Below are 221 nucleotides of genomic sequence, written 5' to 3' on the forward strand. Positions count from 1 at the left end.
GGCGCAGGAACGTTTCACGGTCGAGTTCGAGATGGGATCGAGTGGGGGCGTTCCGCTATAACCACCAGGCAAACGAAGGATGTCGGGACCGGCCGGGTTTTGAGGCCTGGCTTTTTTTTCTCGGAATGATCTGGATTTGGTCTTTTCGTCAACTCACCGGACGGTGAGCATTGACTAATGAGAGCGATGAAGCCGATCGAACTATTAGTACTGGTAAGCTC

At 52.9% G+C, this 221-nt stretch carries 1 rRNA gene; it reads right to left on the bottom strand.

Going from position 1 to position 221, the window contains the following annotated elements:
- Positions 1-69 (bottom strand): 5S ribosomal RNA (rrf, locus tag KKP04_RS15440); the annotation flags it as partial.
- Between the last annotated feature and the right edge of the window lie 152 nt (positions 70-221).

The sequence above is a fragment of the Rhodomicrobium sp. Az07 genome, assembly GCF_018619475.1.
GTDB lineage: Bacteria > Pseudomonadota > Alphaproteobacteria > Rhizobiales > Rhodomicrobiaceae > Rhodomicrobium.